5 protein-coding genes are annotated in these 8,098 nt (G+C 60.9%); 3 read left to right on the forward strand and 2 right to left on the reverse strand.

The window, feature by feature from the left end; genetic code table 11:
- Positions 1-30: 30 nt before the first annotated feature.
- Complete coding sequence (locus PQQ52_RS21115; RefSeq protein WP_408215366.1) at positions 31-3,213, reverse strand: efflux RND transporter permease subunit; 3,183 nt, start codon at positions 3,211-3,213, stop codon at positions 31-33.
- Positions 3,214-3,619: 406 nt separating this feature from the next.
- Here PQQ52_RS21115 and PQQ52_RS21120 point away from each other — a divergent pair, with 406 nt between their 5' ends.
- Positions 3,620-3,832: a hypothetical protein gene (locus PQQ52_RS21120; RefSeq protein ID WP_063494501.1), complete on the forward strand. Its 213-nt coding sequence runs from the start codon at positions 3,620-3,622 to the stop codon at positions 3,830-3,832.
- A 100-nt stretch (positions 3,833-3,932) separates the two neighbouring features.
- Positions 3,933-4,961, forward strand: coding sequence for a serine/threonine protein kinase (locus PQQ52_RS21125; RefSeq protein WP_408215369.1), 1,029 nt, complete (start codon positions 3,933-3,935; stop codon positions 4,959-4,961).
- Between the two features lie 61 nt (positions 4,962-5,022).
- Here the strand turns inward: PQQ52_RS21125 and PQQ52_RS21130 are convergent, their stop codons facing one another.
- Positions 5,023-6,924: a DUF3857 domain-containing transglutaminase family protein gene (locus PQQ52_RS21130; RefSeq protein WP_408215371.1), complete on the reverse strand. Its 1,902-nt coding sequence runs from the start codon at positions 6,922-6,924 to the stop codon at positions 5,023-5,025.
- A gap of 330 nt (positions 6,925-7,254) precedes the next feature.
- Here PQQ52_RS21130 and PQQ52_RS21135 point away from each other — a divergent pair, with 330 nt between their 5' ends.
- Positions 7,255-7,995: a PepSY-associated TM helix domain-containing protein gene (locus PQQ52_RS21135; RefSeq protein ID WP_408215373.1), complete on the forward strand. Its 741-nt coding sequence runs from the start codon at positions 7,255-7,257 to the stop codon at positions 7,993-7,995.
- Positions 7,996-8,098: the final 103 nt, after the last annotated feature.

The following is an 8,098-nucleotide window of genomic DNA, read 5'->3' on the forward strand; positions in this document are numbered from 1 at the left end:
TGCTTCGTGTTGTTTGTTGTGTGCTGGTCGTCATGGTCGTTGCACCACATGCTCGGCTGCCCGCTGACGCCGTGCCGCGAGCCGGCGGTAGATCATCGAGAACACCACCGGCACGAAGATTAGCGTAGCCAGCGTGCCGACCGTCAAACCGCCGATCACCGCGCGCCCAAGCGGCGCATTCTGCTCGCCGCCTTCGCCGAGACCGATTGCCATCGGCACCATGCCGATCACCATCGCGAGCGCCGTCATCAGCACCGGACGGAAGCGCGTGAAGCCCGCTTCGATCGCCGCGCGTGTCGCGTCGCCGTGTTCGAGCAGCTGTTCGCGTGCGAAGCTGATCACGAGAATCGAGTTCGCGGTGGCGATGCCGATACACATGATCGCACCCGTGAGCGCTGGAATCGACAGTGTGGTGTGTGTGAGAAACAGCATCCACACGATGCCCGCCAACGCGCCCGGCAGCGCCGTGATGATAATGAAGGGATCGAGCCACGACTGGAAATTCACCACGATCAGCAGATACACCAGCAGGATCGCAAATACCAAGCCGGCGAACAGACCCGAGAACGAATCGTTCATTGTCTGCACCTGGCCGCGCACTTCGATAGTCGAGCTTTTGGGGAGATCGGCTTTGGCGTCGTCGATGATCTTGCTGATGTCGTCGGATACGCCGCCGAGATCGCGGCCGTCGGCGGTGCCGAAGATGTCGATGGTGGTTTGCGCGTTGTAGTGAGTGAGCACCGCGTTGCCCGCTTCGCGTTTCATCGTGGCGAGCGAGCCGAGAATATTGCTGCGGCCGTTCGCGTTCAGCGGAATGTTCGCGAGCGATTGCAGGGAATCGATCGTGTATTGCGGCGCTTCCGTGATCACGTTGTAGCTGACGCCGTTGCGCGGATTGAGCCAGAACGTCGGCGTGGTCTGCTGGCTGCCGGACAGCGTAATCAGCAGATTGCTCGCAATATCGCGTTGCGAGAATCCTGCCTGCTGCGCACGCGTGCGGTCCACGTCGATAAAGATGCGGGGCAAATCGGCGGGCTGCTGGATGCGCGCATCGGCGAGACCCGGTACCGTGCGCAGCCGGTTCAGCAACTGCGCGGCGAAGGCGCGATTACCGGCTACCTCGCGCCCGACGATCTGAATGTCGATCGGCGAGGGCATGCCGAAGTTGAGCGTCTGGCTAACGATATCCGCAGGCAGGAAGGCGAACTGCACACCGGGGAATTCATCGGTGAGCGTTCGGCGCAGGGTGCGTACGTAGTCGGCGCTTGGATGATGATCGGGATTCAGCGTGATGAGTATGTCCGAATCCGAGGTGCCGATCGTGCCGGTGTTGCTATACGAGAGGTTAATGCCCGAGACAGGCAAGCCGATATTGTCGATGAGCGAATGCAACTCGCCCGCCGGTATCAGCTGACGAATCCGCGTATCGACGCGGTCGGTCACCACAGCGGTTTCCTCGACCCGCATGCCGGTTTTGGCACGCAGATGCAACGCGATGGTGCCCGCATCGACTTGCGGGAAAAAGTCGCGGCCGAGAAACGGCATCAGTAGCATCGACGCGCCACAGCAGATGAGAAAGAGCGTCACGAACAGACCCGGCCGCGCAACCCGCGCTTCGAGAAACACACGATAGCGCTCGCGAAAACGGGCGAAGCCGCGTTCGAAGGAATAGTGCACGCGCATGAACGGATTGCGTGTTTGCACGGGTGCGTGATGCGGGTCCGCCGGTTTGTGGTGATACCGCAGCAGGTACTTGGCAAGCGTCGGCACAAGCGTACGCGAGAAGAAGTAGGACGCTAGCATCGCGAATACCACTGCTTCGGCAAGCGGAATGAACAGGTAGTGCGCGACGCCCGTGAGCAGAAACATCGGCACGAACACGATACAGATGGATAGCGTCGAGACCAGTGTCGGAATCGCGATCTGGTGCGCGCCGTCGAGAATCGCCTGTTCGAGCGTCTTGCCTTGCTCGAGTTGATGACTGATGTTTTCGATCGCCACGGTCGCGTCGTCGACCAGAATACCGACCGCGAGCGCGAGGCCGCCGAGCGTCATGATGTTGATGGTTTCACCGAGCATCGACAGCGCAATGATCGAGGTGATCATCGACAGTGGAATCGACACGGCGATGATCAACGTGGCGCGCCAGTTGCCGAGGAACAGCAGAATCATCAAGCCGGTGAGGCATGCGGCGATCAGCGCTTCACGCAGCACGCCTTGCACGGAGGCGCGCACGAACAGCGACTGATCTGCGACTGGATCGATGTTCAGCGAAGCGGGCACGAGATTGCGCAGCGTCGGCATCATCTTCTTGATGCGGTCGACGATTTCGAGCGTGGACGTGTTGCCGCTTTTGTTGATGGTCAGCAAGGCGGCGCGCTGGCCGTTCACGCGCACGATGTTGGTTTGCGGCTGGAAACCGTCGCGCACATGGGCGACGTCGCGGATATAGACCGTGCCGTTGGCGGTGGATTTGATCGGGATGTTATTGAGGCCGGCGAGCGAATCCGGACTGCCGTTCATCTCCACCGAATATTCCGTCGAACCGATTTTCGCCGTGCCCGAGGGCAAGATCAGATTCTGCGCGGTGACCGCATTCACCACGTCCATTGGCGACAGATTGCGCTCCTGCAGCTTGCGCGAATCGATATCGACCATGATCTGCCGCTGCTTGCCGCCATACGGCAGGGGTGCCGATGCGCCCGGCACGGTGGCTAGCTGCGTCTTCAGGAAGTTGTTGCCGAAGTCGAACAGCTCCTGCTCGGTGAGCGAGGCGGACGACAGCGCGAGGCGCAGGATCGGCACCGTCGAGGCGTTGTAGCGCAGGATATTTGGCGGCGTGATGCCAGGCGGCAGCGAGCGCAATTGCGTCTGTGACAGCGCGGTGACTTCGGCGAGGGCTTCATCAATGTTTGCGTGCGGCTGAAAAAAGATCTTCACGACCGCGATCCCGTTCAGCGAAGTCGACTCCGTATGCTCGATATCGTTGACCGCGGTCGACAGCCCACGCTCGTAGTTGAGCACGATGCGCTTTTCCATTTCGTCGGCGGGCAGGCCGTTGTACGACCAGATCACCGACAGCACCGGAATGTCGATATTTGGGAAAATGTCGGTGGGCGTGCGCAGGATCGTCAACGGCCCGACGATCAGCAAAAGCAGGGCCAGCACGATGAAGGTATAGGGGCGCCGCAGCGCCAGGCGAACGATCCACATGGTTAATGAGGTTGATGAAAGCCGGCGCGGCACGCACAGCGGTTACGACGCATGCCGCGGCGGACGGCAGCGGGCACAATAGGCGGATTGAGCGGGTCGTTCTGGCGGTGCATGATTTTGATATATCGCCCCAGCTGGGTTTATGATGGTCTCGTTACGACGCTGTACGCCCAGATCATCGGCCCGGCGCGCCGTAATGGGAATAGGGCGAAACGACGGGTAAACAGCCTTGAGTTCGCGCTTTCCATGGCCCCGCAAAACGGGAACAATGACTCGAACCTCTCACGCGTCTTACGCGCAGCAGATTGGGTGCGTACGCAACGTTATTGGCGAAGCGGCGCTTTTATCATCACCTTGACCGGCGCGGAAACCATAAAGCCGGCTATAGGAGAAACGGGGAAACATCATGCAAATCGGTTCCATTGTCCGCTCGGTGCATATCGCTGTGCCGAAAGACGCACGTGGGATTGTCATGCGCATTCTTGGCGACATGGCGATGGTGGCCTGGTATGCCGGCGAACCCGGCACATCGGAGCATCTGAACACTGAACCCTTTTTCCTTGAAGATCTGATTGATACGGGCGAGCAGGTGCGCCCGGCGAGCGCGCAAGTGCATTGAGGCTGGTTTGAGTCCGATTCATGGTGGTTGCAGGTGGCCGTAGGCCGCAAGGTGAGCCGACGCCCTCGTCTTTGACGGCGGCGCGGCGCACAATGCGAGCATGAACGACGACAATCTCGACCCACAGGACGGCGCCAACAGCGCCGTGCCTTTCGCCCGGCTCAAGCCGGAAATCGTGCTTGACGCGCTCGACAGCGTGCTCAGCAGCGTCGGTGTGTACACCGACGGCCGCATGCTGCCGCTCAACAGCTACGAGAACCGCGTGTACCAGGTGGGTGTGGAAGACGGGCCGCCCGTGGTCGCCAAGTTCTATCGTCCCGAGCGCTGGACCGACGCCGCCATTCTCGAAGAACACGCCTTTGTCGCCGACCTCGCCGCGCGCGAGATTCCGGCTGTACCCGCGCGTGTTTTCGACGGCCGCACGCTCCATACCTTCGACGGTTTCCGTTTCTCGATTTTCGAACGCCGCGGTGGCCGCGCGCCCGATCTGGACCGGCGCGATACGCTTGAGTGGCTGGGGCGTTTTATCGGCCGCATCCATGCGGTTGGGCAGACGCAAAACTACACTGAGCGTCCCACGCTCGACATCAACACGTTCGGCTATGAGCCGCGCGATTTCCTGCTGTCGCAACGCTTCGTGCCTGACGACGTGCGGACCGCGTGGGAAACCGTCGTGAATCTCGCGCTCGAAGGTGTCGAACGCGCGTTCGAGCGCGCCGGCGATATTCGCATGTTGCGAATGCACGGCGATTGTCATCCGAGCAATGTGTTGTGGACTGACGCGGGCCCGCATTTCGTCGACTTCGACGATAGCCGTATGGGGCCGGCAGTGCAGGACTTATGGCTACTGCTGCCGGGCCAGCGCGCCGAGGCTTCGCGTGCGCTGACGGATCTGCTCGCCGGCTACGAAGACTTTTGCGACTTCGAGCCGCGTGAACTGCATCTCGTCGAAGCGTTGCGCACGCTGCGGCTGATTCACTACCAGGCGTGGCTCGCGCGCCGCTGGGACGACCCGGCGTTTCCGGCGGCTTTCCCGTGGTTCAACACGCAGCGCTATTGGGAAGACCGCATCCTCGAATTGCGCGAGCAGCTCGGCGCGATGCAGGAAGGGCCGCTCTGGCCGGTTTGAGCGGTCGCTGTTCCGATGGAGCCGGAGGTAAAGCGCTGGCGCGGGACACGCCCTTGCCGTCCTACGGTGCCTGCGATGCCACGCTCGACGATTCCACTAGCGTCGATTTGACAATCACTTCGGCGCGCACGTCGCGCCCGATCGCTTCGATCGCGGGGCGCATCTGGGCGAAGTCGTCGGGCGTGCACACCTCGCTGTCGAAATGCGTTGCGCCGTCGCGCGTCATCGTCACGACATTGCTGAGCGGATCAAACGTGTACTGCGACTGAAAATCGACGAAACGGTCCTGGGTCCGTTTCGCTTCCGGCATGTCGAGCACGTGGAAATTCGGCGGCAACTCAATGCGCGCCCGTTCATGCAACGTCAGGTTATGGCAGACGAATGGCTGCGTGCGCTGCCGTTCGCCGAGCCAATAGCGGATGTCCGCCGCGAAGCCACCGGCCAGACTCGTCAGCGCCGGAATCGATGCCGCTGCGCCCGGCACCACGAGACTTTCGAGCGTGCCTTTCATCGTGATCGCCAGCGGACCGTCCGCAACGGTGAGGTCGCTGGTGGTCAGCGTGGCGGTGCCACGCATGTTGGCGCTGCGCAATTCCGCCTGGATCGAGTCCTCACGTTGCGCGGGCGTCTGAGTGCGCAACATCGCGCGCGCCTGTTCGGCCGAGGCGCCCGATGCTTCCAGCTTATAGGTGAAGCTCGCCGAGCCATCCGGTTCGACCTTGATCGACAGGTCGGTGCTGCGCGTCATCAACTCAGTGGCCGGCGTTTGCGCGACCACGCCCTGATTGACGAGAACGGTGGGCCGGTTCATATCGGACGATGGCAGAAAGCCGAATTCGACATTCGATGCCGTCGAGTCGGCGTATTGCTGCAAATCCGGCAGCCACGTGATGGCGTGATTGATGACACCGTAGCCCGGCACGCTGGGCAGCGTATAGATCGAGCCGCTGCTGATCAGGACCGGCTCGTTGCGGACGCCGACCGCGTCGAGCAGCGCGCCATATAACGCCACGTGATCCTTGCAGTCGCCGTAGCGGTTCGCGAGGATCTCGCTTGCGCTGTGCGGCACCACCGAGCCACGCCCGACATAGATCGCCACATAGCGGACGTTGCGGCGCACCCAGTCGTACAGCGTTTTGGCTTTGTCGCGCGGTGTCCGGTCATGTGCCGTGAGGTTTTGTGCGAGACGAGTGACGGCGGCGTCATGCGCGTTCGGGTCGGCAGCGGATGCCCTGTAGCTGGCGGCGAAAGCGGCGTAGTCGGGAAAGGTCGAGACCATCAAGCGGTCGCCATACGACACGTAGGCAATCGAGCCGCGCTCCAGCCGGCTGAAATGCGCCTTGTCGTAACGATATTCGTAGCGTGTGCGACCGTTACGCGTCACCGGCTGCAGCGCGGTGAACCCGCGCGCATCGGCATAGAGCGGTTTGTCGGCGGGCAGATCGTAGACGAGATGGAAGTTGTGGGTCGGCGCGAGATCGGGCGGCGTGAAGTCGCTGAACTCGCCCGGCACGATCGGTTGCTTTTGCGTCTTGCGATAGGTGAGGTGCACGCGCGAGCCGGGTTCGACGGCCGGGAACACGATCACCTTTTCCTGGATGTCCTGAAACATCGGCGCGTCGAACGAGCGGGCTTCCTGCACGTCGCGGATTTGCTCGGGCTGCACGTCATGACGCACGCCGTCGGCGGTGATCGTATAGGCCTCGATGATCTGCACGTCCGCCATATTGCGGTTAAACCAGACGTATTGCTGCGCCACCCGCGCGACGCCTGCTTCGTTGTTCACGCGCAGCGTCATCGAATCGAGCTTGGAGAAGGAGCCGTCGGCGTTAACGGTGAAGGTCTGCGTTTCGCCTTCGTTGGTATAGGGATCGTCCAGTTTGGCCGCGATGCTCGCGCTCGCCGCGTGGATGCTGGCAAGCCAGCCGAGAGAGGCAAGACAAACCAAAGAAGCGAGGCGCATGGCAGGCAGGTATCCGAACGGTAACGTTGACGGGATCGCCAGCTAGAGTCGGTTTGCGCCGCCTGGATGTCAAGCGGATGTCACGCATTGCGATTGAGCAAATGCCATAATTGTGTAATGATATCCATTCTCAATTGAAAGGCGCCGCCAGCTTTCTGTCACATTTCTCCTCCTCTGTGACTGCCAGCCAGCCTCTCAGCCGGACGGCCTGGACCGCAAGCCGGGTTTGTCCGGCCCTTCCTTTCAAACTTTCCATGACCGCTGATATGAGCGAACGCTTCGTTGTCGCTCGTTGGCGAGGGTTTAACTTGCTGCACCTGGAGCCTGGATGTGAACGCGCCTGATTCGATCGATATGAAACCTGCTGCTGGTGGCGGTACGCAATACACCGCTCATACGCCGGAGCGCGGTCATCATCTGATGGATGACGCCGAGCAGGCGGCGCGACGCCGGCGTTCGCGGCGGTCTAATTTCATCAAGTGGTTGCGCAAGGTGCACGGATGGGTTGGCCTGTGGGGTGCGGTGCTTGGGCTGATGTTTGGTGCGACTGGTTTTTTGCTGAACCATCGGGGCGGACCGTTGAAGGTGTCGTCAGGTGAGCCGCAGGTCGAGCAGATGCAGATTTCCGTGCCGCAAGGGAAGCTGAAGTCGCCGATGGATATGGCGAATTGGCTCAAGGATGAGTTGAAGATCGACGGCAAGCCGGGGCGGGTGAAGCGCGAGCCGGCGCATCCGGTGGCGTGGGGCGATCGCAGCACGATGCAGCCGGAATTCTGGCAAGTTGGGATGTTTGGGCCTACTCAGAATGTGCAGGCCGAGTACTGGGTTGGGAATGGGTTTGTTGCGGTGAAACGCACGCAGAATTCGTTTCTCACGACGATGAATAATTTGCATCGTGGTGTGGGGTTGAGTGTTGGGTGGGTTTTGTTGATTGATACGATTGCTGGCGGGATGATTTTGCTTTCTTTGACTGGCGTTTTGCTGTGGACCGAGTTGAATAAGCGGCGTGTTGTAGGTGTATTGCTGGTTGGCGGCTCGGTGGTTGCCGCTGTGGTTTGTGGGTTAATGTGATTTAGGTTTTTTTGCCTGCGCGGCGCTTGGTGTCTGTGTTTTTATGGCGTTGGCCTTTGCTTGAATTGTTATTGGTTTATTAGCGTCGCCCCTGTGCGGGGCG

This window comes from Paraburkholderia sediminicola, from assembly GCF_046030555.1.
Classification (GTDB): domain Bacteria; phylum Pseudomonadota; class Gammaproteobacteria; order Burkholderiales; family Burkholderiaceae; genus Paraburkholderia; species Paraburkholderia sediminicola_E.

Coding starts and splice junctions, on each gene's coding strand:
- PQQ52_RS21115 (WP_408215366.1), bottom strand. CDS start 3,213: ATGTGGATCGTTCGCCTGGCGCTGCGGCGCCCCTATACCTTCATCGTG.
- PQQ52_RS21120 (WP_063494501.1), top strand. CDS start 3,620: ATGCAAATCGGTTCCATTGTCCGCTCGGTGCATATCGCTGTGCCGAAA.
- PQQ52_RS21130 (WP_408215371.1), bottom strand. CDS start 6,924: ATGCGCCTCGCTTCTTTGGTTTGTCTTGCCTCTCTCGGCTGGCTTGCC.
- PQQ52_RS21125 (WP_408215369.1), top strand. CDS start 3,933: ATGAACGACGACAATCTCGACCCACAGGACGGCGCCAACAGCGCCGTG.